This is a genomic window from Microcoleus sp. FACHB-1515, from assembly GCF_014696105.1.
Taxonomy (GTDB): Bacteria; Cyanobacteriota; Cyanobacteriia; order Elainellales; family Elainellaceae; genus JAAUTJ01.
The window spans coordinates 168,424-190,079 of the sequence record NZ_JACJPO010000015.1 but is presented as its reverse complement, the minus strand read 5'-3'; the positions used below and the strand labels follow the sequence as shown (position 1 = coordinate 190,079).

General features: G+C 51.6%; 20 protein-coding genes and 1 pseudogene. 9 read left to right on the top strand and 12 right to left on the bottom strand.

What is annotated here, in order from left to right:
- Nucleotides 1–101 (bottom strand): annotated as a pseudogene (locus tag H6F67_RS27590) (IS630 family transposase); the annotation flags it as partial.
- A 287-nt stretch (nucleotides 102–388) separates the two neighbouring features.
- Nucleotides 389–2,959, bottom strand: a complete 2,571-nt coding sequence (locus tag H6F67_RS04270; protein ID WP_190763638.1) for a caspase family protein — start codon at nucleotides 2,957–2,959, stop codon at nucleotides 389–391.
- Nucleotides 2,960–3,912: 953 nt separating this feature from the next.
- Between H6F67_RS04270 and H6F67_RS04265 the strand changes: the two genes are divergently transcribed.
- Nucleotides 3,913–4,305, top strand: coding sequence for a tetratricopeptide repeat protein (locus tag H6F67_RS04265; RefSeq protein WP_190763636.1), 393 nt, complete (start codon nucleotides 3,913–3,915; stop codon nucleotides 4,303–4,305).
- A 2-nt stretch (nucleotides 4,306–4,307) separates the two neighbouring features.
- On the opposite strand, the gene H6F67_RS04260 is transcribed toward H6F67_RS04265, so the two are convergent.
- From H6F67_RS04260 to H6F67_RS04245, 4 genes are all read right to left on the bottom strand, one after another.
- Nucleotides 4,308–5,165: a tRNA (5-methylaminomethyl-2-thiouridine)(34)-methyltransferase MnmD gene (locus H6F67_RS04260; protein WP_190763634.1), complete on the bottom strand. Its 858-nt coding sequence runs from the start codon at nucleotides 5,163–5,165 to the stop codon at nucleotides 4,308–4,310.
- On the bottom strand, nucleotides 5,137–5,715 hold the full coding sequence (locus H6F67_RS04255) for a hypothetical protein (protein ID WP_190763632.1): 579 nt from the start codon (nucleotides 5,713–5,715) through the stop codon (nucleotides 5,137–5,139). The genes H6F67_RS04260 and H6F67_RS04255 overlap by 29 nt, the downstream gene beginning before the upstream one ends.
- A gap of 65 nt (nucleotides 5,716–5,780) precedes the next feature.
- Complete coding sequence (locus tag H6F67_RS04250) at nucleotides 5,781–6,476, bottom strand: Rad52/Rad22 family DNA repair protein (RefSeq protein WP_190763631.1); 696 nt, start codon at nucleotides 6,474–6,476, stop codon at nucleotides 5,781–5,783.
- A gap of 116 nt (nucleotides 6,477–6,592) precedes the next feature.
- The gene (locus H6F67_RS04245; RefSeq protein WP_190763629.1) at nucleotides 6,593–7,309 is read right to left on the bottom strand and encodes a 1-acyl-sn-glycerol-3-phosphate acyltransferase; all 717 of its coding nucleotides are present in this window, start codon (nucleotides 7,307–7,309) and stop codon (nucleotides 6,593–6,595) included.
- Nucleotides 7,310–7,819: 510 nt separating this feature from the next.
- Here H6F67_RS04245 and metG point away from each other — a divergent pair.
- The 3 genes from metG to lptC all read left to right on the top strand — a co-directional run bounded on the left by metG (nucleotide 7,820) and on the right by lptC (nucleotide 11,346).
- Complete coding sequence (gene metG, locus H6F67_RS04240) at nucleotides 7,820–9,403, top strand: methionine--tRNA ligase (RefSeq protein WP_190763627.1); 1,584 nt, start codon at nucleotides 7,820–7,822, stop codon at nucleotides 9,401–9,403.
- Between the two features lie 76 nt (nucleotides 9,404–9,479).
- A complete protein-coding gene (locus tag H6F67_RS04235; protein ID WP_190763624.1) occupies nucleotides 9,480–10,103 on the top strand; it encodes an NYN domain-containing protein in 624 nt (207 codons plus the stop codon).
- Between the two features lie 85 nt (nucleotides 10,104–10,188).
- A complete protein-coding gene (gene lptC / locus H6F67_RS04230; protein WP_190763623.1) occupies nucleotides 10,189–11,346 on the top strand; it encodes an LPS export ABC transporter periplasmic protein LptC in 1,158 nt (385 codons plus the stop codon).
- A 58-nt stretch (nucleotides 11,347–11,404) separates the two neighbouring features.
- On the opposite strand, the gene H6F67_RS04225 is transcribed toward lptC, so the two are convergent.
- The 3 genes from H6F67_RS04225 to H6F67_RS04215 all read right to left on the bottom strand — a co-directional run bounded on the left by H6F67_RS04225 (nucleotide 11,405) and on the right by H6F67_RS04215 (nucleotide 15,503).
- On the bottom strand, nucleotides 11,405–13,000 hold the full coding sequence (locus tag H6F67_RS04225; protein ID WP_190763621.1) for a DUF6930 domain-containing protein: 1,596 nt from the start codon (nucleotides 12,998–13,000) through the stop codon (nucleotides 11,405–11,407).
- A gap of 191 nt (nucleotides 13,001–13,191) precedes the next feature.
- Nucleotides 13,192–15,195 carry an excinuclease ABC subunit UvrB gene (gene uvrB / locus H6F67_RS04220; RefSeq protein ID WP_190763619.1) on the bottom strand — a complete coding sequence of 668 codons (2,004 nt, stop codon included), beginning with the start codon at nucleotides 15,193–15,195 and terminating at the stop codon, nucleotides 13,192–13,194.
- Nucleotides 15,196–15,296: 101 nt separating this feature from the next.
- On the bottom strand, nucleotides 15,297–15,503 hold the full coding sequence (locus tag H6F67_RS04215) for a hypothetical protein (RefSeq protein ID WP_190763675.1): 207 nt from the start codon (nucleotides 15,501–15,503) through the stop codon (nucleotides 15,297–15,299).
- Between the two features lie 218 nt (nucleotides 15,504–15,721).
- Here H6F67_RS04215 and H6F67_RS04210 point away from each other — a divergent pair, with 218 nt between their 5' ends.
- The gene (locus tag H6F67_RS04210; RefSeq protein WP_190763617.1) at nucleotides 15,722–15,943 is read left to right on the top strand and encodes a helix-turn-helix domain-containing protein; all 222 of its coding nucleotides are present in this window, start codon (nucleotides 15,722–15,724) and stop codon (nucleotides 15,941–15,943) included.
- Nucleotides 15,944–16,005: 62 nt separating this feature from the next.
- Here the strand turns inward: H6F67_RS04210 and H6F67_RS04205 are convergent, their stop codons facing one another.
- From H6F67_RS04205 to H6F67_RS04195, 3 genes are read right to left on the bottom strand one after another with little or no spacing between them, the layout of a single operon-like run.
- On the bottom strand, nucleotides 16,006–16,422 hold the full coding sequence (locus H6F67_RS04205; protein ID WP_190763673.1) for a HEPN domain-containing protein: 417 nt from the start codon (nucleotides 16,420–16,422) through the stop codon (nucleotides 16,006–16,008).
- Nucleotides 16,383–16,709: a nucleotidyltransferase domain-containing protein gene (locus H6F67_RS04200; protein ID WP_190763615.1), complete on the bottom strand. Its 327-nt coding sequence runs from the start codon at nucleotides 16,707–16,709 to the stop codon at nucleotides 16,383–16,385. The genes H6F67_RS04205 and H6F67_RS04200 overlap by 40 nt, the downstream gene beginning before the upstream one ends.
- A gap of 12 nt (nucleotides 16,710–16,721) precedes the next feature.
- On the bottom strand, nucleotides 16,722–17,381 hold the full coding sequence (locus tag H6F67_RS04195) for an alpha/beta fold hydrolase (protein WP_190763613.1): 660 nt from the start codon (nucleotides 17,379–17,381) through the stop codon (nucleotides 16,722–16,724).
- 347 nt (nucleotides 17,382–17,728) lie between these two features.
- Here H6F67_RS04195 and H6F67_RS04190 point away from each other — a divergent pair, with 347 nt between their 5' ends.
- The 4 genes from H6F67_RS04190 (at nucleotide 17,729) to H6F67_RS04175 (ending at nucleotide 21,638) form a co-directional block, all read left to right on the top strand.
- Nucleotides 17,729–18,220: a hypothetical protein gene (locus H6F67_RS04190; protein ID WP_190763612.1), complete on the top strand. Its 492-nt coding sequence runs from the start codon at nucleotides 17,729–17,731 to the stop codon at nucleotides 18,218–18,220.
- A 146-nt stretch (nucleotides 18,221–18,366) separates the two neighbouring features.
- Nucleotides 18,367–20,094: a succinate dehydrogenase/fumarate reductase flavoprotein subunit gene (locus H6F67_RS04185; RefSeq protein ID WP_190763671.1), complete on the top strand. Its 1,728-nt coding sequence runs from the start codon at nucleotides 18,367–18,369 to the stop codon at nucleotides 20,092–20,094.
- Nucleotides 20,095–20,159: 65 nt separating this feature from the next.
- Complete coding sequence (locus H6F67_RS04180; protein ID WP_190763610.1) at nucleotides 20,160–20,846, top strand: DUF4145 domain-containing protein; 687 nt, start codon at nucleotides 20,160–20,162, stop codon at nucleotides 20,844–20,846.
- Between the two features lie 216 nt (nucleotides 20,847–21,062).
- Nucleotides 21,063–21,638, top strand: coding sequence for a Uma2 family endonuclease (locus H6F67_RS04175; RefSeq protein ID WP_190763608.1), 576 nt, complete (start codon nucleotides 21,063–21,065; stop codon nucleotides 21,636–21,638).
- The last annotated feature ends 18 nt before the right edge of the window (nucleotides 21,639–21,656 follow it).

Below are 21,656 nucleotides of genomic sequence, written 5' to 3'. Positions count from 1 at the left end.
CCGGAAATTTTCAACATTCGACACACATCAATTTTGCGCTCACCCCGCTCAACGGCCTCAATTGCTTTGCTACGCAGGTCATCGCTGTAAGGATCTGACATTGTTCGTTCTAAATGCTTTGCTACGCTAACTATAACGTCCTAGCCTAGCTTTGTATGGCTATAATTGGTTAAACAGCGATCGGGTTTATCTTTGTTGCAGTCAAAGGCATCGACAGGGACATGGCGATCGTCAAATGGCTCAGTGCAGGTTTCTGAAACCGCGAAAGTTTGTTCTCGCTTCAGCTAACGGGTTTCGTGCCAAACCTGCCGCTTTCAAAGCTCACAAAGCAGCTTGAATTCGTCATTTAGCTCATCCATCTGCCGATCCTGGAGGGTTAGCAGCCGTGCTACTCAATGCAATCCGGATCTAGGTTTGGCAGATTGGTTAAGGAAGGCTCGATCGCTTGCAGGTGCAGCGTTCCGTCTGAGCTAGCGGTGGCGATGTACTGTTGATTTGGCACGATCGCCGCCTCAGACTGTGCAGGCACAACGCGCCTTTCACTGCTGGCTACTTGTGGATTAAGTTGGGCAAGGGCGCAGTGCAGTCCAGCCTGTGCTTGCTGCGGCTCGCTGTCAATCACCAAGCGCTCGATCGCAATTCCGCCTGCCCCATTTGATTCTGAAGGCAGCTTGATCGTTTGCGTAATTAGAGCCGACAGCGGAAGTGCGGTTTCTGTCTCATCTTCCCTCGGCTGGAGCGCAACTTCCACCACTGCAAGCAGCGCCAGAGCGACGACCGCAGGCAGTGCAAATTGCAGCCGCCGCGAAGCACGCCGGACACGCTCGCGCTCTTGCTGACTGGTGTAGACGTATTCTTGAGCAAGGGCAGAAAGTTCCTGCACATGCGTCCGGACGAAATCTTCGGCCTCGGTCAGCCGAGCGCCATGCAGCAAATATTCTGGAGCGATCGCGCGTCCGACCTGCTGCCATTCCTGCGCCGCCTGCTCGATTCGTCGCTGCCGCCGAAGCATTTCGCGGTTGTTCTCCAGCCAGGTACGCAGCAGCGGCCAAGAGCGAATCAGCGCTTCGTGCGTCACGTCGATCGCTTCGGCGTGATCGGCAGATTCGTCGCCCTGACTAGTAATTACCAGCTTGGCAGCAACAAGCTTTTCAAGCGTTCGATCGATCTGTTCGATTGAGCAGTCGGGACGTACCAGTTCCGACTTGATCACACGACGACGTGTATCTTCGGTGCCTTCACCAAGCTGGGTAAGCGCGAGAAAAATGCGCTGGGCGATCGCTTGCTCAGCAGGGGCAAGGCCGTTAAATACTTCGGTGGCTCGCTGTTGCAGCGTGCCGCGAATGCCGCCCAAGGTCGTGTAGGTGTCGAGCGTTAAATGTGCGACACCCTTGCCGTCTATCTGTCGCTGCTGCCATAGCTGCTGCAAGGTGTATTGCAACAGCGGCAGTTCGCCCGGAGCACCCATCACATCCAGCAGCATCGTGTACACCAAATTTGGATCACACACCAAGCCGACTTTTTGAGCCGGACGGGTAATTGCTGATTTGATTTGCTCGTAGTTGAGCGGCGCGATCGCAACTGCGTGATTCGCGAGGAGTGGCGCGATCGATGCATATTGCGAGCATTTCACGACGAAATCCGAGCGCAAGCCAATCACAATGCTGAGTCGTTCAACGGTGGCGATCGCGGTTGCCAAACTGTCAAAAAACTGTTGGCGTTCAAATTCGCTGTGGCAAAGCGTCAACGCTTCCTCGAACTGGTCAATCACCAGCAGCAGATGCGGTGGCGCAGCAAGATTGCGCGGCTGGTCAAGCAGGCTGGCTTGAATCAGTTGGGCAAGTCCTGAACTGCCTGTCTGCAAAAACGCTTCAGCCCGCCGTAGTTGTTCTGCTCGCTCTAGTGCAGCAGCGTTGAGATCAACAAACGGAGCCGCCAAACTTTTAAGCGGATGTTCGCCTGGAGTAATCAGCTTGATTTGCCAGTGGGCGCTTTCGAGCGAGCGATGGCCTTGCCGCAGTTGATGCACAAGTCCCGCCCGCAGCAGCGAAGATTTGCCGCTGCCCGATGCACCCACGATCGCAGCAAATTTGCTGCCGCGCAGTTTTGCGATCAACTGGTCGCTGATCTCTTCGCGACCGAAGAAATATTCGGCGTCCACTTCGTCAAAATAAGCGAGTCCACGATAGGGACAAACCTCGCTCGCGGCGGTTGGCGATCGCTGGGGCGGTGAGGCAGCGCTCGATCGGGTCAAAATAATTTCGCTGCCAGAGCTTTCAAACAGCGGCTGCTGAATTTCGCCTTTGAGGGCTTGACTGACCCAGGCGGTGATCGAGTAGTTGGTGACAATTCCGGTTTCGCTGTGCTGGGGGTTAAGGCCGTTGAGTAGTGCTTGAGTGAAAACGCTATAAGGACTGGCGAGCGATTCGTAGGCAGATTCGTATTCGCGAGAAGCAGCCATAAACAGGCGATCGGTTCCCGCACGTGCTCCCGGATCGGCTTCAAGGAAGTTCAGCAGTTCGCCGCTGTGACAGCAATCCAGAATAATCACCCGCTGCCGCACCGGGCTTTCTTGCAGCAGGCGGCGCAGCCAAAACAGCGACAGACCATAAAAACCCGCTTCTGGATTGACATCGCTGGTTGCCAGATAGCCTTCTTCGATGCCCGCTTCTTTCTGAATGCCGTGTCCAGAAAAGTAGAACAGTGCCGTCTGCGGAACGTTGCTGCCTTTTGGCTTGAATAAGCGAACTAGCGCAGCTTCAAGTTCTTTGAGCGTCACAGGCGTTTTGAGGCCGACCTGGGGTTGCCCAGCCTGGATGACTTCGGGCAAGCGATGGACGCGAAAATCTCCACAGCTTTGGATCTGCTGAGCGATCGCTTCGGCATCGCGTGCGGGTGCTTGCAGAGCAGGCAAGTGCTGATAAGTGTTTACTCCTACGATTAAAGCGTCTCGTACCATCGGTGCTTTCCGCTAAAACAAAGTTGACACAGGAACAAATTGAAAGTCAGAGCCAGTTATTTCTACGTAATTCAGCAATAAGACTGAAATTTACACGTCTTTATGCTGAGTTAGAGTTAAAAATGATTGGATAAGTGCTCTAACTCCAAAGTGGCGATCGAGAAAAGAACTTTTTGATTTGTCAGAATGAGCGCAGTTCGATCGAAGTGCTGCTCTTTGCGATTTCCATATCGATCGATGACAGTTGTCAGCAGCAGAAAACTCCGCTTTAGACTCAACAGAAAGAACAATCAGCTAACAGAAATTCGAGCTAAAAACTTGATTCAGCGAGGCTTTTGCGTTTAACTTGAATTTACGAGTCGAGAACAAATGCACCTCTAAGCAACATGGAATTACCAAAATAATGAATTGTAATAACCTTCATTAAGTAAAAAATAACGAAAGTGTCTGTGTTTGTAAAAGGGGGTGTCAACCCTTTTTAAGGGTGAATCTAAACCTGAAAATTCGTTGATTTTTCTACATACTTATAAACACGCAAACTCCGTCCTAGAATAGAGAAGTGACCCAAGAAACTTATCAAAATCTCTCCAAAAATTTACGGAATTTGCATTAGTAATCAATGCGGATAATACGGAGTTCATGGGGAGATTAAAGAGAACTCAGAAAAAGTACGTAAAATTACGCAGCTAATATTTGTTGCAAAAATCAACTCTACGTTTCTCGATCGCCATAGCACCTGCTAGAGTCGAAGATGAACAGGTGAATTCTGCCGATCTTTACTACCGTAATTTCCGCTGCATCAAACTCGCGGTAACTCGACCTGATTTCGGTACGATCGCTAAACAACTCGCTTGCTGAACGATCTCGCTTTTTGTCGAGCAAGCTGAGTGCTCAATTCGCTCTTTTGCATCTGCCGCTTCACTGTCTAGTTTTTGAAAATGTCAAGCTAAGCTATGCAACAGCCTTCCGCCCCGATCGCTCAATCCTCTGTACTCCCCATTGACGCGCTGACTTACTACAGTCGCGGTGAAACTTTGGCGAACATGGGACGTTACCTTGAAGCCCTTGAGCAGTTTGATCGCGCCCTGACACTTGTGCCAGAGCACTGCAAAACCTGGACGTTTCGCGGCGTAGTGTTGATCCATCTCGATCGCCCCGAAGAAGCACTAGAAAGCTGCGATCGAGCGTTGAGTTTGAATCCCAACGATTCAGAAGCTTGGACATTTCGGGGCGTTGCGCTTCAGCGGCTCAATCAATATCGCGAAGCTTATGCCAGCTACGATCGCGCACTTGGCATTCAGCGTCGATCGATCTGGCAGCGGTTGCTGCGTCGCTCACAGGGCTAAAGCTAATTAATTTGCCAGCGGCGTCTCCAGCTTGAAGTGGATTCCAGCGTCGATCGCTGCTGCTCTTGCTGCTGCCGCTGCAAAATGTGCTCCGGTCGATCGCACAACTGCGAATCGCGGTAGGGAATTGCCGCTCGCGTTTGCAGGTGTTCCTGTTCCATTTTTGACAGTGGGTATAGCCCTTCCCAACGATGTGCAGCGACAGTACCTTGTGACCATTCATGCGGTAGATGCCGATCGCCCAGCGGAATTGTGCCGATCGACAGGCCAACCGCTAACATTGCTGAGCGTACCGAGGCCGATCGCGAATAGGTTGCTAGTTTTCCGGTTGGCGACAAACAGCGAGCCACCTGCTGAAAAAATTCAACCGTCCAAAGCTGCGGGCAGCGGCGCGGCGAAAACGGATCGAAGAAAACCGCGTCCGCCTGAATTTGCAGGGTTTGAATCGTTTGCCTGGCATCGCCAATTAGCAGTGTGGCAGTGAGTCGATCGGTTTGGCAAAAATGCGTTCGGGCGATTTGTTGCAGGGCGGACTGAACAGGAATTGACCAGTCGCCCAGCAGATCGATCGCCGCGATCGGCACGGAGGAATCTTGTTCTAAGCAGTACAGGGTAATTTTACAAGCTGGATTGATTTGCCAAATCGTTTCGAGCGCGGCGGCAGAATTGTAGCCCAAGCCGTAGCAGACATCGAGCAGGCACAGAGCGTCGCGATCGGCTTGTTCGGCCAAGTTGGTTGCCTGTGCATATTTGCTGAAGGCTTCGGCTTTCGCGCCCTGCCTGCTGTGAAACGCTTCGCCAAATTCTTCAGAGAAGAACGTGAACGAGCCGTCATGCGTCGGTTGCGGAGTCCAGTTCATCGCTGAGTTGAGTAACCATCTGGCGTAGCGGCGTATGAATTTCGGCAGGCGTTTGACGAAAGTAGTCGATCGCACTGATGCGATCGCTGGGCGGCAACTGCTTGAGATAGTTGATTGCCGCTTCGCTCGAGAAGGGTACGCCCAACTTTTGCTGAAAGTTCGGCTTGAGTGCCGTCCAAATTGCTGCTTCAATCTGATAATCGTCGCACCACTGGCGCACGATCGCATCAACATCCACCTGATGCGGATACGCTTGAATGGAACTGAGGTGGCGCGGCAGGTCAACAAAGCCGATGTGTTCCTGCACCGTTTGTTCGCGAGTCGCCAAGTCTTCGATCGCGTCTGCTAGATTTGATCGATCGCTGAATGCGAATTGCGTTGCACAGCTTGCTCCAACTTCCGGATCGAGGACGAGCGTCAGCTTACGATTGTCCGACACGCGCGAGAATTCGAGCGGCAGAACGGGACCACCTGTTTTCCATGCGCTGGCGATCGGCAGATCCCCAGGCTTCCAAATCAGCGATCCCCAGCCGAGAATGGCAATTTTCATTTCTCTTAATCTTTCTGGCGCGGTGCTTAGCTACTCTAGCAAACCAGGTAAAGACCGATCGCTGCTCAGGATGCAGAGGCAACAGCTTCTTGGTTGTAGGTAACGGCCAGCACCGGGTCTTTGGCGCGATCGCACAGCGTATCGTAGACCGTTTTGGTGATGTCTTTGCTCGAAGCAAAGCCTTGACTTTCGACGAGGCGACGAAAGCCGATGTCGGTGTAGCGACCTTCTTGAATAGCGATCGCATACAAACGTTTGCGCTGGGCATCGCTGATTAGATCGCGGGAAGCCGATGACATTTTGGCGGCATCTGCTTCGCGGCGAGCATCCTGATAGAAAACAGCGGCTTTGCCGTTGCCCGACTGCTGCATATAGCGGATGAAGTTGCGCTTCGTCTTTTCACTGGTCTGCTCGTCCAAATATGCACCGATGCCAAACTGCTCTGCTGCATCGACAAACGCTTTGCGAAAGGCTCGCTGTGCAGATGTGCCATAGGGACTTGGTTCATTCGACTTGTCGCCAATGCCCGTCCGCGTAATGCCGCAGATGGTGAGACGGCAGTGATAGATCGGTTCGCCGTCGATCAAATGCGGACCTTCGTAAGTGGTTGACCACTCGCCCGGACAAATTTCGTTGAGACGATCGCGAATCGCCTGATGCGGAATGTAGTACCACTTCGAGCCGCCTTTGATCGTGCGCTCTTTGTGGTCTTCAACCGGAAACCAATCGGTCAGTTGCGAAAGAACGTCAGTGAGTTGCATGAATCTTGCCCGGATCGAATCGACTGTGATTCTATCTTAGTAGTACAAGACTAGTACAGCAAGTGTGAGGTGGAAAACGTGATTCAAGGTCGATTCGCGAAAGTCGATTGACGCGACTACCGTTTCAGCAGCAGCTTTTCAATCTGCTCATAGCAGTAGTTGCTGACTTCGTTCACCGCCAATTTTGCCTGACGCCCCTGATAGCGCGATCGCAAATCTGCTGTGATCCATATGGGATGCCCGATCGCGACCGTGACGCGCTGATACAGCACCATCGGATGCCAGCCGGACTGATCGAACAGCGGCTCAGACGGATCAAACCAGTGCAGCATTCGCAAGGGCACAGCCCAGTTGTTTGTTTCTTGTTCTGAGACGATCGCGATCGGCAAAATCGCCAAATCTCGCACGGGCGCACGTAGCGCTAAATGGGCAAAGCCGCGCTGAAAGTTGCCCATTGTGTGAGCGGGCGTTAGCTTGACCATCGGCTGTGTGCCTTCGGGAAAAATCCCGACCGCTTGATTGGTTTGCAAAAGCTCAGTGGCCTGCCCAAAAAAAGCGTGCTGTCGCTGATCCGGCGTGGCGAGCGGAAAACAGCCAAGCTGCGTCACGACATCCCGCATGACGGGAACTTCACCCATGTAGTGATGGCAGGCGAAGCGGATGGGACGATCGATCGCCGCCATCAGCAGCGGAGCATCCGTGAAGCTGCGGTGGTTGCTGACCACTAGCACTGCGCCCGATCGCGGCACTCGGTCTTGGTGATACACAAACATGCGTGTTCCCAAGGCGGTCAACAGTTGGCGCGAAAGCAGCAGCGGCATTAAATTCGACATGAGCAGCAGTAGATTTCAGTCAGCAGATGCCATTCATACTACTTTACACATTGCGTTCCTGCGTCCCTCCAGAGTCGGTATTTGTTCGTAGCCTGAACTACATTTCAAGATAGATCGCTTGGGATCATTGCTATCAGATGTAAAAGTGATTTAAACCATAAAGAAAACCATTTCACGAACATTTAATTACAAATTTTTGAGAAGAATTGTTCGATCGAACTTGCCATCGGCTGCGCCAAACCGTTCTTTCCACGCAGATTAACATCTGCATTCGCGCAATCCACAGCCTAGAAGCGTTGCAATTGCTGAGCAAGCTGCCAACTCATCCTGCTTCAGCCCAGTTTCCACTGCTAGAAAGCAGCAGATGGCAGTGGGAAAACGCTGCTGGTTGAATCATTTCGCCCGAATGTGTCAAACTCAGGCTAAAGTGAGGAAGAGTAGAAAAAACTCAATCGAAATCTACTCCAAGTATGATAATAGACAGCTTTAAGGCAGAACTTTTTAATTTGTATGGACGAAATTGCTAGAGGAAATCAAACATTCGCGGTAGCAACGCCCATTTACTATGTAAACGACGTTCCCCATATCGGTAGCGCTTACACAACGATCGCCGCCGATGTGATCGCTCGCTATCATCGTCTGCGAGGTCAGTCTGTCTTAATGGTGACGGGCACAGACGAACACGGCCAAAAAATTCAGCGCACAGCCGAAGCGGTTGGGCGATCGCCGCAAGCCCACTGCGACGAAATTTCCCAGATCTTTCAGTCGCTGTGGGGCAAGCTGAACATTCAAAACGATCGCTTCATTCGCACCACGTCCGATCGACACATTGCGATTGTGAAAGAATTTTTCGATCGCGTTTGGCAAAACGGCGATATCTACGAAGGCCATCAGCAAGGCTGGTATTGCGTTTCCTGCGAAGAATTTAAGGAAGAGCGCGAACTGCTGCCCAACAAATTCTGCCCTCTGCATCCGAATCGTCAGGTCGAATGGCGCGACGAACAAAACTATTTCTTTCGTCTATCAAAATATCAGGTACAGCTTGAAGACCTCTATCGATCGCAGCCTGATTTCATTCAGCCAGAAACCCGCCGCAATGAGGTTTTGAGCTTTGTCGATCGCGGCCTGCAAGACTTTTCGATCTCGCGTGTGAATGTGGATTGGGGAATTCCGCTGCCGATCGATCCGAGCCACACAATCTACGTTTGGTTTGATGCGCTGCTCAACTACATCACCGCTGCCGTTGAGCCGGATGCCGAGCCAACGATCGCCAACGCGGTTTGGTGGCCGTTTGATCTGCACCTAATCGGCAAAGATATTTTGCGCTTTCATGCCGTTTATTGGCCTGCAATGCTAATGTCTGCCGGATTACCCTTGCCCAAGCATGTATTTGGTCATGGATTCCTCACCAAAGACGGGCAAAAAATGAGCAAAAGCCTGGGCAATATCATCGAGCCATTTGATCTGGTCGATCGCTACGGGTCGGATGCGGTTCGCTACTTTTTTCTCAAAGAAATCGAGTTTGGTCGCGATGGAGATTTTAGCGAAACGCGGTTTGTGAACATCCTCAACGCCGATCTCGCCAATGACCTGGGCAACTTGCTCAATCGCACAATGCAGATGGCAAATAAGTATTGCGATCGCCTCGTTCCCAACGTCAATTTGGCCGATTTGCCTGCTGAAAATATTCTCAAATCCAAAGGGGAACAGCTAGCGGCGCAAGTGACCGGAGCGTATGATGCGATCGCGTTTAGCCAAGCGTGCGAAGTCATTTTGAGCTTAATTCGGATTGGCAACAAATATATTGACGAGCAAGCGCCCTGGACGCTCTACAAGCAGGGTCAGCAAGATGCCGTTGCCCAGGTTCTCTATTCGGTGCTGGAAACGGTTCGGCAGGCAGCTTATTTGCTGTCGCCAATCGTGCCGCAAATAAGTACAGCAGTGTATCAGCAGCTTGGGTTTGCGATCGATTTTGACGATCGTGAATCGGTTGCGACGCTGCCTTACGAGGTTCATGCCGAATGGGGAGTGCTGCCGCCCGGACAGGCATTGGAATTGCCCAAGCCAATTTTTCGACGGCTCGATCTGCCCTGATGCCCGTAGCCAGCGGGTTTTGCTTCGATTTACCGCAAGCCATTTTTTCCTTTAATAACAACTGAGGTACGGGTAAATGTTCAATAACAACAGCCACACTAATCATCACGAACCGGATACAGTATTCACGCCAGAGCAAGTATTAGAAAACCGAGGCCGAGTTGCCATTTTTATCGATGGCTCAAATTTGTTTTATGCCGCCTTACAGCTTGGAATTGAAATTGACTACACCAAGCTTTTGTGTCGGCTCACAGCAGGGTCGCGACTGCTGCGATCGTTCTTTTACACGGGAGTCGATCGCACGAACGAAAAGCAGCAAGGCTTTCTGCTGTGGATGCGGCGCAACGGCTATCGCGTCATTTCTAAAGATTTGGTTCAGTTGCCCGACGGCTCCAAGAAAGCCAATCTCGATGTGGAAATTGCCGTTGACATGATGGCCTTGGTCGGCTCTTATGACACAGCGATTTTGGTCAGCGGCGATGGCGATCTCGCCTATGCCGTCGATGCAGTCAGCTATCGCGGCGTGCGGGTCGAAGTGGTGAGTTTGCGATCGATGACTTCCGACAGCTTGATCAACGTGGCCGATCGCTATATCGATTTGGACAACATTAAAGAAGACATTCAAAAGACACCGCGCCAAAACTACACCTACCGTCCGCTTTCGGGCATTGGAGTGACCGAGGAACAAGCTGAACCCTAAGCCAAACCGCATAGAATAAGTCAGCACCCCGGAGCAATCGATCGCAAATTGACGTCTTGCTTCACCAGTGGGCGCAGGTATTGTCATGGTCAAACTGATGCGGCTGGAAAAAGTAGGCAACTGGAGAACTGGCAAACTGATCACGCTGGCGCTGCTGCTGAGCCTGACCGCTTGCCGATCGAGCGATCGCGCCTCCGATCGCCTCGCGGAAGACAGTGCGGCTGCCCAGCAAGTCACTGAAGATGTCACCCTTGCCAACATCACGCTGAATCAGGCGAATGAGGCAGGTCAAACGCTTTGGCGCGTCAAAGCCCAGTCCGTCACCTACAGTCCGGATAACGAAACGGCCAATGTGATCAATCCCGATGGTGAACTGTTTCAAGACGGCAAAGCGATCTATCGCGTTCAGGCACAGCGCGGCACAGTGGAGCAAAACGGCGAACGCATTCGGCTTGATGGCGCGATCGTTGCGACCGACCTGCGTAGTGGCGCAATCCTCAAGGGCAATGAACTCTCGTGGGAACCAAAGCAAGACTTGCTGATTGTGCGGAACGGACTGACGGGAACGCACCCGCAACTGCGACTGTCTGCCAATGAAGCGCGACTGAATAACCGCCAGCGACGCATGGAACTGACGGGTAAAGTTGTTGCGCTGGTGCGCGATCCCAGCTTGCGCGTTCAGGCCGAACAGCTTGTCTGGCTGATGGATCAGCAAAAGGTGAACAGCGATCGCCCCGCCCAAATTCAGCAGCTACGCGGCCAGCAGACGATCGCCCAGGCCAAATCCGATCGTTCCACTGTTGATCTAAAAGCTAAAATCGTGACGCTGACGCAGAACGCTCAGCTTGTGCAGCAAGACCCGCCTTTACAAGTGAACAGTAACGCCCTCACTTGGAACGTGTCAAACCAAATCATTGATGCGACGCAGCCCGTCAGCGTTCAGCAGTTGCAGCAGCGAATTACCGTCACTGCCGATCGCGGACGAATGAACATGCAGCAAAAAACTGTTGATCTCCAGCAAAACGTGAAAGCGGTTGGACAGCGAAATCGATCGCAACTCACAACCGATCGCCTGCTGTGGCAAATCAACACGCAGCAAATCACGGCAGAAGGCAACGTGATTTACACGCAGGCCAATCCCACGATCAACGTGCGCGGTCCCAGAGCAGTTGGCCGACTGGAAAACCAAACGATCGTTCTGAGCGGCGGGCGCGTTGAAACGCAAATTATTCCTAATCCATGATTTGGAGTTCGTTCTTATAAATGAGGCGGCTCAGCAATTTCACCCTGCCAATCTTGAATTATTCAAACTGCGGAACGAGTTCAAGATTGCCCAGTCCGAGTTCTTGCGGAGTGAGCGATCGCACTTCAAACAGCGCAAGCATGTCTTTTAAATCTGGCTGGCCGCGCGACTGACCTTTCACGCCTTTGGCAATCACCAGGCCGCAGAATCCTTTTGTTTTGCGACAGCGCTGATCCCACTTTTTGCGAGCTTGAATGTGAATTGGGTCGTCTTCTTCAAATTCACCAAACAGATGCAGTTCGCCGTTGGTAGTTTGAAGAATGCCCAGATCGTAGCGCTGAGCCGCAAACGGATCTTCGCCCGGATGGAAGCAAATGCTCGCCAAGCCGCCTGACTGCTGAATGCCCTTGATCAAATTGAGCGCTTTGGGGCGCGAGGTTTGGATCAGCACGATCGGAAAGCCATCAGACTGTGTGGCGATCGATCCGACAGCCGCCTGATAGTTCGGCGCGATCGATCGAATCGCCTCAACAATTTCCCAGGGCATCGCGCCCAAGCTAAAGTAGGCATCTTCTGGAATCAAGTCCGTGCGTAGAACCGGAACTTGCGGAGCAAACATGGCTTCAAAGCTTTCTTCGACATCGGCAAAACCGCTGTTGACCGTGAGTTCAAACAGTTCTTCGGCTAGTTCCGGCATGGTTGCCACCTGCACAAACACTTTTTGCTGAGGTGAATCGGGATGGGGAATGCGGTAGCTGCCGCTGAGGGCGGGAAAATCTTCGAGCTTCGATCGATGCTTCTGAAAAAAGCGCTGAAGCCCGGACAAGGCCAGGAGAACGGCGATCGCTTCGTCGTCATACAAAACCGTTCGCATTCCCTCCAAAGGATGCAGACTGCCGAAACTCGGCTCGATCGTGTCGCCTGCGGGTTCAAACGTGAGAAAAAAGCAATCCTGCTCCAAAAAGGCGGCCTGCAAGTCGCGAGGCGATTCTTCCGAGGCTAGAACACGCTCTCGGAAGAGTTTGAGCGATTCGATCGATCGATACAGCAAAATGCCGTACTCCATCCCCAACATGCCCAAAATCGAAACATACAGCGTGTCCACATCTGCACTGTTGACTTCGATCGCCAAAATTTTCTCTTCGTCCAAAATTTCCCAGGGCGCTTGCTGCCACAAGGACTCTGCCAGTTCCAGCAGCGCATCGGCATATTGGGGAGGAAGATCGGGCGGGCGAGATTCTGCGCCTTCTTCCAGTCCGCGAAAAATTTCGTCAATCAAAGGCAGTTCCGGCACATGCTCGATCGCAATGTCGAGATCTTGCAATACGCCGCGCAGAAAAAACTGAATTTCGCGATCGCGTACCACAATTTTTTGTGGACGGGCAGGCGGCGATGCGTTGTGGGGCGCTTCCATCGCCCGCAGCAGCGTTCGCACGATCGCTTCAGGCCCGCTATGCAAAGCAACCACATCCATCGCCCGCACCACGCCTTCCGAGCCATCCACCCAGAGAATACACTCACCTTCGTCATCGGCTTCCGGGTCAAGACTGCTGATCACGCCCGGCGCGATCGGACGGCGATCGCCTTCCCACACGCTAGGAACCTGCCGCAGTTGCCGGAGCCGACGATGGGTAGAGCGGTTGAGGGCGGTCATATCGCAATCCAAAAACAACACAGGTGCAGCCAGTGGAGGGCTGAATTTTCATATTAAACACTCACTCTCGCGACTGTGCGGAAGTTGATCTCAGGAATTACAGTTCTTTATGGTTAGCGGGCGCGATCGCACTTCATCAAAACACGCCACAACGTCATTCCGATGGCGGCGTGGCGATCAGAACCAAAACGCTAGGCGCGGCGACCCAACAATCGATCGCGCAACTGCTTGATCCGATCGCGATACTTGGCCGCTTCCTCAAATTCGAGACTTTTTGCCGCTTCTTTCATTTGCGCTTCAAGCTGCACGATCAAATCGGGAATGTTTTCCAGCGGCAGATCGTCCGCGTGTTCGATCGCTTCCTCCAGTTCGTGAGCATTGAGGCGACGCGACACTTCCAGGAAGGACAAAATCGAATTGCTGGCGCGACGGACGATCGGCTGGGGCGTAATGCCGTGCTTTTCGTTGTACTCGATCTGAATGGCGCGGCGGCGTTCGGTTTCGCTGATCGCCTTTGCCATGCTGTCGGTCAGGTTGTCTGCATACAGAATCGCCTGACCTTGGACGTGACGGGCGGCGCGTCCGATCGTTTGGATCAGCGATCGCTCCGCCCGCAAAAAGCCTTCCTTGTCGGCATCCAGAATCGCCACGAGCGACACTTCCGGCAAGTCCAATCCTTCTCTAAGCAGGTTGACGCCGATCAAAACGTCGAAGATGCCGTTGCGGAGATCTTGGAGGATTTCGATGCGCTCGATCGAATTGATTTCCGAGTGCAAATAACGGACGCGAACATTATGTTCTTGCAAATATTCGGTGAGGTCTTCGGCCATCCGCTTGGTCAGCGTGGTGACGAGGGTGCGTTCGTGGCGATCGGCTCTCAGGCGCACTTCGCCCAGCAGATCATCGATCTGGCCTTCGGTTGGACGCACAAAGATTTCGGGATCAAGTACACCTGTTGGACGAATCACCTGTTCGGCCACGCGGTCTTCCGAAACTTCCAGTTCCCAGTCGCCCGGAGTAGCGGAAACAAAGGCGCACTGATTCACCTTTTCCCAAAACTCTTCGGCCTTGAGCGGGCGGTTATCAGCGGCACTCGGCAGACGGAAGCCGTGATCGATCAGCACGGTTTTGCGGGCGCGATCGCCGTTGTACATGGCGCGAATCTGCGGAATCGTCACGTGTGACTCGTCGATCACCAACAGCCAATCTTTCGGGAAATAGTCGAGCAGACATTCCGGCGATTCTCCCGGAGCGCGGCCTGCCAGATGGCGCGAATAGTTCTCGACGCCGTTGCAGTAGCCAACTTCGCGCAACATTTCCAAATCGTATCGAGTGCGCTGTTCGAGCCGCTGCGCTTCAAGCAGCTTATTCTCGCTTTCGAGTTCGGCCAGTCGCTCTTTGAGTTCTTGCTGGATCGCTTCGCAGGCTTCTTGCAGGCGATCGTCCGGGGTAACAAAGTGCCGCGCCGGATAGACGCTGATCGCGTCCATGCTCTGCAAGGTTTCGCCCGTAATCGGATCGATGTAGCGAATTGCGTCGATTTCGTCACCAAAAAACTCGATGCGAATAATCCGGTCTTCATACGCTGGCCCAATTTCCAGCACGTCGCCCTTGACGCGAAACCGCCCGCGCCCCACGTCGAGATCGTTCCGTTCATATTGAACCGAGGCGAGATCGCGCAAAATCTGTCGCTGATCCGCTTCCATGCCGACGCGAAACGGAATCGACGCTTTCAAATATTCAGACGGAATTCCCAAACCGTAGATGCAGCTAATCGAGGCAACCACGATCACGTCTTGGCGCTCAAACAGCGATCGCGTCGCTGAATGCCGCAACATATCGATCTCTTCGTTAATCGAAGAAGTCTTGGCGATGTAGGTATCGGTAACGGGAATGTAGGCTTCCGGCTGATAGTAGTCGTAGTAGCTGATGAAATATTCGACGGCGTTGTCGGGGAAAAATTCGCGCAGCTCGTTACACAGTTGCGCGGCCAAAGTTTTGTTGTGCGCCAAAATCAGCGTCGGCTTGCCCACGTTTTGAATCACTCGCGCCATGGTGTGGGTTTTGCCTGTGCCCGTTGCTCCGCGCAAAGTCTGGAAGCGGTTGCCTGCCTGGATAAACTGGGTCATCTGGGCGATCGCTTTGGGCTGATCTCCGGTCGGCTCAAACGGTGCTTTGATCTGAAACTTGGTCATTCGCAGCCACCTAAACTTGTGAAGCTCCAACCTCTATGATGACCGATCGACCCAGTTTCGCGGTGCAAGAAACTACAACTCGTGGCGATGCGGATTGCCGCTCAACTGTTGGTGTTGGTGTCGATCGAGCAGTCCGGGCGCTCCAGATCAAACACAATCACAAATTCTGCTTCCGGCAACATCCACTGCAAAATTCGCTTGTGCGCTTCTGTATCATTGCGCTGCCGAAACCGTTTCGCTACAACTCTTTGCGCTTCGGGCAGCAGTCGCATGACGCACCAGGGATGCAAAAGGTTGAAATAGTTCACAACTCACCTCAAATTTTTGGCACAGCAAAATGAAGGTCAATCAGACCTTGACCAAGCAAAAGTGAGAGATGAGTGTCACTTAGTGGGAAACTGAAGAGCGACGAACACCCCAAGAATCGAGCAGTAATTTAATGGCAGTCCTTCTAACTGCTCATTTTCGTTAGCAATCGAAACAACCAATCGGTGTATACCGAACAGTGTACACCGAACATCTTGCCATGACCGAGGAGAATAATCAGCTAACTCTGGCAAAACTGCGGCTACGGGCTGGACTGACCCAGCGGCAACTAGCCGATCGGCTAGGCATCACCATTAAAACAATCAGCGCATGGGAGCGGGGAGTCGTTGAACCTCGTCTCACTTTCACTGAGACCGAGCGATTGATGGAAGTGCTGCAATGCTCGTTAGAGGAGTTAGTTGAAGCGACGAATGTAGAGTAGGGACGATCGACGGCATCCGAGATGACAAGTTTTCCAAATGAAACTTGCAGACTGGCGATCGGCTAAAACTGCCCAATTTGCGCTTGAGCAAGCTGCAAAAATTCTTCAGCCCTAGAAATCTGCTCTGCGGCCTGTGCAACGGTCAAAGTTGAGTTTGGATCATAGTCACCTTGGCGGCGAATTTGTTCAGCCGTAATCAGATAGCGATGAAACTCAACAGGGAGCCGACCTGTACTGGCAAACCGCCGACCAAACGCAGAAATCACAGCAGAATGCTTGGAAAAAGATAGCCCTTCGCCTTCTAGAAATGCTTCCACAACATAAAACATGGTGTAGTAAGCACGAGCGGCAGCAAATTCAGGCAAATTCTCCTGATTGAGCAGCTTTGCCGCCTCTAAACTTCGAGCGGCTTTCTGAAGAAGTGCTTGCTGCTCCGGCGTTACACCAAAATTCCTTCGCGATGCACGTTTCGTAGAAATCCGCCTTGCTGCTCAATGAAGCGATCGCGGCTGACAAATACACAGGCAATCAAAACCTGGTATTTCAAACATAATGCTGTGACAAAATGGCTCGATCGCTCAGCTTCAGCCGCTGGCTCAACTGAGTGATTTAGCACCACTAAAACATCAATATCCGAATGCGCTTCAGCATCGCCTCTTGCTTGAGAACCAAACAGAATGACGTGAATCAATCGATCGCCATACAGCTTTTCAAGTTCAGATCGCAACTGCTGCAAAATTGTATTCAACGTTTGCTGATCTAGCATCACGTTTTGCCTTCAGCTAGTCATCTGCTCATAATAAATCACTTTCTCAAGAATGGGAATGAGTTCTTCGGCGCGATTGAGAACCATAAAGTGCCCTCCTCGATCGATTCTCACATCCGGTTCTGTGAAGCGAATTGGCAAGACGCGATCGCTTGTGCCGTGAACGTGAAATACATCGGGTTGAGTTTTATTATCCCAAGTTAGCGCTTGATCAACTGCCCAGCGAAAAAAGTCGGTATCGGTATCCAAAAGAATAGATTTAAGCAGTTGTCGCTCTTGAAGCGAAGTAACGCCAAAATACCAGCAGGCAACTTCAAAACCTGCTAGCGTAAGAAACTGCAATGGCAAAATTCGATGTAAAGGAACCCATTTGAAAAAGCGATAGTAAGGTGGAATATCATATTTAGTTTCGGCGCTGGAGATAAGAATGACTTTTTCGGTAGGAATGTGCTTGGCAATTTCGATCGCCATCATGCCGCCAAACGAAAGCCCGACAATAATCGGTTTTTTGCCTTGGATTTGAGCAGTGAGACGTTTAGCATACTGCTCGATCGATTCTCCAGATTCCGGCTTGATCCAATGGATGTGCTTGGGTTCATAGCCTTGAAATTTGAGCGATCGAAACACGCGCTGATCTGCACCTAAGCCGCTGACAAAGTAAAGCTCATTCATATTAAAAACTGGTTGTATTGCAGATTACAAAAATTGATCGAGCCGATCGAAAAAAGTTGAAGAATCTTGATTTCATTATAGAAATCTGCTTGAAATGCAAATGCGCCGTTTGGAAGAGAAACAGCTTGCAAAAATTAAGGCGCGAATCATAGAAAAATTCGGATTCGATATTGTTCCGCAAGCGATCGCGATACCCTGTGGGGAGCGCTCCGCGATATCGTTCCGAGAGCGCTAACGCGATATCGTTCCGAGAGCGCTAACGCGATATCGTTCCGAGAGCGCTAACGCGATCGCACTTGCTGCTAAACTAAAATGGACAAATTAGTACTGATGTATTTTGAGACATTATGGTTTCTTATTCGCTCGTTCAAGACCCGGAAGTGAAGCTGACCGTTCCCGGCAAAGATTCGCCCAAAGCGCGAGAAAAAGCGATGGATAAATTGCTTGAAATGCTAGAAGAAGGTAAACTTTCCACCGACCTCTCTGAGGGTTTTAGCCCTCAACAATTCATTGAAGTGAAAGACGACGCTGTTACCCCTGCCGAAGAAAACGACGCGATCGCCCAAGCGGTTCAAATTCTGAGTAACCTTGCCACGCTCAAAATCAAAGTGCAATCATCGCGCACCGAGGCAATGAAAGTCCGCGAACAAATCGATTTGCTGTTCTCCGATGAACCTGTGGACGAAGAAGAACTTAACCAGCTTAAAGAAGGCTTCAAAGTGCTAAAAAACTTTGCACAGACGAATTTGCGCTATCGCGAAGCTCGGACGCAGGCGGAACAGGCTCGTGCCGTCCTCGATCAGGCGTTGAAGTCGGAAAGCGATCGCGACAGCAAATAGTTTCAGTTGGATCGCTGTTGAACAGCACGAAGTCGATCGTCTTCCGTCTTCACAAAAATCGACAAACCGCGCTCTATCCAACGACAGCCGCTTTTTTGCGTCAGGATAGGAGCATCAGTGTTTGGCGCAAACGCGCACCCCACAGCATGATTGAACATGACGTAATCATTGTCGGCGGCGGACTGGCCGGATCGCGAGCCGCCTTGGAAATTGCTCGCACCGATTCGCGCCTCAGCGTGGCAGTCGTGGCAAAGACGCACCCGATTCGATCGCACTCGGTTGCCGCCCAGGGCGGAATGGCCGCCTCCCTCAAAAACGTCGATACCGACGATAGCTGGGAAGCTCACGCCTTCGATACGGTTAAAGGCGCGGACTATCTGGCCGACCAAGATGCGGTCGAAATTCTGACGAAAGAAGCGCCCGATGTCGTCATCGACCTAGAACACATGGGCGTCCTCTTCTCCCGACTCGAAGACGGTCGCGTCGCTCAACGCGCTTTCGGTGGACATTCGCATCGCCGCACCTGCTATGCCGCCGACAAAACCGGACACGCGATTTTGCACGAACTGATCTGTAATCTGATGCGCTACGGTGTCAAGATTTATGACGAATGGTACGTGATGCGCTTGATTTTGGAAGAAGGACAGGCGAAAGGCGTCGTCATGTTCAACATTCAAGATGCGCGAATCGAGGTCGTCCGCGCCAAAGCCGTCATGTTCGCCACAGGCGGCTACGGGCGCGTTTACAACACGACTTCCAACGACTACGCCTCAACCGGAGACGGCTTAGCGATGACAGCCGTAGCCGGACTGCCGATCGAAGACATGGAGTTCGTCCAGTTCCACCCCACCGGACTTTATCCCGTCGGCGTTCTGATCTCCGAAGCCGTCCGGGGAGAAGGGGCGTATCTGATTAACGCCGAGGGCGATCGCTTCATGGCAAACTACGCGCCTTCCCGCATGGAGCTTGCCCCCCGCGACATCACTTCTCGCGCCATCACGAAGGAAATTCGGGCGGGACGAGGAGCATTTCCCGATGGGCGATCGGGTGGCCCGCATGTCTACCTCGACCTGCGGCACATGGGCAAAGAAAAAATCATGAGTCGTGTTCCGTTCTGCTGGGAAGAAGCGCACCGACTCGTCGGCATCGACGCCGTAACCCAACCGATTCCCGTCCGCCCGACCGTCCACTATTCGATGGGCGGCATTCCGGTCAACACGGATGGGCAAGTCCGCAGCAGTCCCGAAGGTCTAGTCGAAGGCTTCTTTGCCGCTGGCGAAACCGCTTGCGTCTCGGTTCACGGCGCAAATCGACTCGGAAGTAATTCTCTGTTGGAATGCGTGGTTTATGGACGAAGAACGGGTGCGACGATCGCCCAATATGTCCAAACTCGCAAACTGCCCGACGTTGACGAGCAAACCTATCTCAACTGGGCAGAAACGCGAATTCAAGAGTTGATCGATCGCCCCGGCCAATATCGCATCAACGAAATTCGCCAAGCCTTCCAAGACTGCATGACCGACTATTGCGGCGTTTTCCGCACCGAGTCTTTGATGCGCGAAGGTCTCGAAAAACTCGCCGAACTCCGCAAACAAGCTGAACAAGTTTTCCTCGATGACAAAGCGCGACTGTGGAACACCGAAATCACCGAAGCACTGGAATTACAAAACCTATTAATCGTCGGTGAAATGATTCTAACGAGCGCCTTAAATCGTCAAGAAAGTCGCGGCGCACATTGCCGAGAAGATTTTGTCGATCGAGACGACACCAACTTCCTCAAACACACAATGGCCTTCTATTCACCAGCGGGAATCGATTTGCAATATCGACCTGTGACAATCACAATGTTCCAGCCACAAGAGCGGAAATATTAGGAAGAGGGGCGATCGTTGTGAGGGGGCGATCGCCTAGCTTTGCCCTTTGACAAACAAATTAAGTTATGAGCAATACAAACCAACGAAAATCAGAGTTCGTGAAATGTCATCATTGTGGCAACCAAGCTTCAATGGATATTGTGGCTGATTATTCTATGCTTACACCTCCGGATGATGAATGCTACTCATTTCCAGAGGAAGGCTACTGCTATCAACTACTACTATGTCTAGCTTGTAGCGAGGTAACACTACGAAGATATTTCTACCGAGAATATTATGAATTTCAAGAATATGATGAATTTGAGGATGTTACGTTTGAAACTCTTTACCCATCATCTAATTTTAGGTTGTCTGGTCTACCAGATCGTATTCAGCATTCCTACGAAGTATCGCTTAAAGTTCGTCCTATTGATCCAAATGCCTATGCAGTTCTGCTTGGTCGAATTCTAGAGATGGTGTGCGAAGACCGTAAAGCATCTGGTAATTCTTTACAAAAGAAACTAGAAGATTTAGCTGTAAAGAGGGAGATTCCAGATAGGCTAGTAGCGGTTGCTCATAATCTTCGACAATTAAGAAATGTCGGTGCTCATGCTTCTTTAGTAGAGTTGACCCGCGACGAAGTTCCTATATTAGATGATTTGTGCAAAGCGATTCTTGAGTACGTCTACACCATTCCGCACTTGATTGACAAGGCTGAACAACGACTCAAACGCTTGAAAGAAAAAGGAAAAGATGCGGATTCAAGTGATTAAATTATCTTTTGAATGCGAAAAGATATAGTTTGAGAAATGTTTATCAGCGATCGCCCAAAATTAAACTGAAAGAAACAGTCAAAGTGGATGGAAAGCGATGTTGTCGATCGAGCAGTACGGAGGAAGGGCGATCGCAACCCTTTCCACACCTCATCCATCACAATTGAGTTAAACGACTGATTCGATCGCAACACCTTCCTCAAACACACAAGGCTTATGAGTGCCGTCATCGTCAATCTAACCTCGCTGATCGAACTCACCGACGAAGCCTTTTGGCAGCTTTGTCGCAACAATCCTGATGTCAGATTTGAACGTACCGCTACAGGAGAATTAGTTGTTATGCCACCTGTCGGCGGTGAAAGCGGAAAACGAGAAGCCGATCTAATTGTGGATTTAGGAATTTGGAATCGGCAAGCAAATTTGGGTGTAGTGTTTAGTTCCTCGGCGGGATTTAAGCTGCCAAATGGCGCAGATCGATCGCCCGATGCTGCTTGGATTAAGCAAGAACGTTGGAATACTTTGACACCGGAACAGCAAAAGAGATTTCCGCCGATCTCGCCTGATTTCGTGATCGAATTGCGATCGGAAACCGATGATCTCGAAACACTGCGATCGAAACTTCAAGAATATCTTGACAATGGCATACAGCTTGGCTGGCTAATTAATCCTCAAGACCGACAGGTAGAAATCTATCGTCAAAACCAACCCATTGAAATTCTGGATGCGCCCAGTAGCTTGTCTGGAGAAGATATTCTGCCGGGATTTGTGTTGAGTCTCGATCGACTGTTTTAATCTGATGCCACGTACGAG

Bases quoted from the DNA above. Each gene is read 5' to 3' on its own strand.
- H6F67_RS04195 (WP_190763613.1), bottom strand. From the start codon at position 17,381: ATGAATGAGCTTTACTTTGTCAGCGGCTTAGGTGCAGATCAGCGCGTG.
- H6F67_RS04255 (WP_190763632.1), bottom strand. From the start codon at position 5,715: ATGAAAATTGCCATTCTCGGCTGGGGATCGCTGATTTGGAAGCCTGGG.
- H6F67_RS04260 (WP_190763634.1), bottom strand. From the start codon at position 5,165: ATGAACTGGACTCCGCAACCGACGCATGACGGCTCGTTCACGTTCTTC.
- H6F67_RS04185 (WP_190763671.1), top strand. From the start codon at position 18,367: ATGATTGAACATGACGTAATCATTGTCGGCGGCGGACTGGCCGGATCG.
- H6F67_RS04245 (WP_190763629.1), bottom strand. From the start codon at position 7,309: ATGTCGAATTTAATGCCGCTGCTGCTTTCGCGCCAACTGTTGACCGCC.
- lptC (WP_190763623.1), top strand. From the start codon at position 10,189: ATGGTCAAACTGATGCGGCTGGAAAAAGTAGGCAACTGGAGAACTGGC.
- H6F67_RS04270 (WP_190763638.1), bottom strand. From the start codon at position 2,959: ATGGTACGAGACGCTTTAATCGTAGGAGTAAACACTTATCAGCACTTG.
- H6F67_RS04225 (WP_190763621.1), bottom strand. From the start codon at position 13,000: ATGACCGCCCTCAACCGCTCTACCCATCGTCGGCTCCGGCAACTGCGG.
- H6F67_RS04235 (WP_190763624.1), top strand. From the start codon at position 9,480: ATGTTCAATAACAACAGCCACACTAATCATCACGAACCGGATACAGTA.
- H6F67_RS04180 (WP_190763610.1), top strand. From the start codon at position 20,160: ATGAGCAATACAAACCAACGAAAATCAGAGTTCGTGAAATGTCATCAT.
- H6F67_RS04265 (WP_190763636.1), top strand. From the start codon at position 3,913: ATGCAACAGCCTTCCGCCCCGATCGCTCAATCCTCTGTACTCCCCATT.
- H6F67_RS04210 (WP_190763617.1), top strand. From the start codon at position 15,722: ATGACCGAGGAGAATAATCAGCTAACTCTGGCAAAACTGCGGCTACGG.
- uvrB (WP_190763619.1), bottom strand. From the start codon at position 15,195: ATGACCAAGTTTCAGATCAAAGCACCGTTTGAGCCGACCGGAGATCAG.
- H6F67_RS04175 (WP_190763608.1), top strand. From the start codon at position 21,063: ATGAGTGCCGTCATCGTCAATCTAACCTCGCTGATCGAACTCACCGAC.
- metG (WP_190763627.1), top strand. From the start codon at position 7,820: ATGGACGAAATTGCTAGAGGAAATCAAACATTCGCGGTAGCAACGCCC.
- H6F67_RS04190 (WP_190763612.1), top strand. From the start codon at position 17,729: ATGGTTTCTTATTCGCTCGTTCAAGACCCGGAAGTGAAGCTGACCGTT.
- H6F67_RS04250 (WP_190763631.1), bottom strand. From the start codon at position 6,476: ATGCAACTCACTGACGTTCTTTCGCAACTGACCGATTGGTTTCCGGTT.
- H6F67_RS04200 (WP_190763615.1), bottom strand. From the start codon at position 16,709: ATGCTAGATCAGCAAACGTTGAATACAATTTTGCAGCAGTTGCGATCT.